The organism is Muriicola sp. (assembly GCF_049669965.1).
Classification (GTDB): Bacteria; Bacteroidota; Bacteroidia; order Flavobacteriales; family Flavobacteriaceae; genus Muriicola.
The window spans coordinates 1-1,816 of sequence record NZ_JBATLB010000131.1 but is presented as its reverse complement, the minus strand read 5'-3'; the positions used below and the strand labels follow the sequence as shown (position 1 = coordinate 1,816).

1 protein-coding gene is annotated in these 1,816 nt (G+C 38.8%); it reads right to left on the bottom strand.

Translation table 11 applies throughout. The features are described 5' to 3' along the window. Window positions 1-1,816: PAS domain S-box protein (locus tag WBM49_RS07265; protein ID WP_424371394.1), on the bottom strand; the 1,816-nt coding region annotated here is incomplete at both ends.

Below are 1,816 nucleotides of genomic sequence, written 5' to 3'. Positions count from 1 at the left end.
GAGTTTATCCATACCCTCTACTTTTTCCTGCATCATTTGCAAATTGAATATTCCGGTCTCATCCAGAATATCCTTATAATCATCATGTAACCAGGTCGCCAGTGCACTGATGCTTCGCAAGGGCGATTTAAGGTCATGTGAAACAATATGAGCATATTCCTGTAATCCTTGATTACTCCCTTCTAATTCTTTTAATAGCAGTTCTTTTTGGAGCTCTAAATTCTTTTGAGCGGTAATATCTAAATGAATGCCAATTGAGCCTACTATTTCCCCTCCATCGTCGTAACGAGGTGCACCACTTACCAGCCAGTAGCGGAGCTCATTGTTTTTTGTCTTTACCTGTATCTCGTATGAGTCAGATTTTCCCTTTAAACGTTCTTTTCCTTTTTCAAGGATGATCGTTTTTTCCTGAACTTTCAGCATTTCAACGGCTTTCTTTCCGAGCAATTCTTTCTCCGAATAACCGCTCATAGTGCAAAAGCTTTGGTTTACCAGCTGTATAACGTCCTTATTATCTACTTCAATGAGGCCCAGATTCATGTTCGCAATAATACTCCAGTATTTTTCTTTCTGGATCTCTAAATTCTGTTTGTAATTCTTGCGAATGGTTACGTCATTGTAGGTCCATAAATGACCTTTATAGATACCATCTGAGAAAATCGGAATATAATCGCGTTCCAGGATGCGTCCGTCCTTCATTTCGAGCTCATCGGAGAGAACCATCTTTTTATCTCTTAAAATAGTATTGATCCTTTTAACAAAGCCCTTTGGATCTTTAAAATGATGCTTATTTTCCTCAGCTGCGTTAGAACAGTCGGCTCCCTTTAATTGATCGGGGGTAACCGGTATCTGAAAGATGTCACAAAAACGTTGATTGGTAAGTGAAATGGCTCTATTCTCATTTTCCAGCAAAACACCTATATGCAGGTTTGTGATGAGCGTAGCTAGCCTGTTCTCGGAGGCTTTGATCTGTTCTTCTGCCTCTTTTTCCTTGGTGATATCTTCAACAATAGCAACTTCATATGCTATGGCTCCGGAAGGATCTCTGACCGCACTAACAGATGTTTTGGCAAGAATTGTCTCGCCTTTTTTGGTGAAATATCTTTTAATAATGGAGAAATTATCGATTTCTCCTTTATTCATGGCCAATTGGTAACCTTTGGCAATTTTATAATCTTCATGTTCTGAGATATCTCCAACGGAAAGCTCTTTTAATTCTGAATCTGTGTATCCGATGAGATCAGAAAATGCTTTGTTTACTTTTATAAAGGTACTGCCTACCGTTAAAACGATTCCCAGCGGAGAATTCTGTACAATTATATCGAGTTGTTTTTTCTGTTCAGATAATAGCGCTTCCACTTCACTTTCCTTGGTGATATCGCGAATAATTCCCTGTGCCGCAATAGGATTTCTATTCTTGTCGTAGATAAGGCTACTATTTACCTGAATGTAATGAACGGAATTGTCTTTTGTCAGGATCTTGGCCTTGTAATTCTTTAGAGTGCCAACTTCATATAGTTGTTTAAAGGATTCCCTGGTGTATTGAATATAATCTGGATGTACAAGTTGTTGTAGGTTGATCTTTTCTTCAGTGTGATTATACCCCAATAGCTGGGTAGCAGCCGCATTCATACGGATCACATTTCCCTCAATATCCATGACCAGGTAGGGATCAATAATATTAATAAACACGCCTTCTAATTCGGAAGTTTTCTCACTGAGCAGATTTTCCAGACGTTCATTGGTTTCTTTTAGTTGTCTAGACGTTCTGTAAAGTTCCTGAGATTTTTCCTCCAGTATCTTTTCGGCCTGAAGT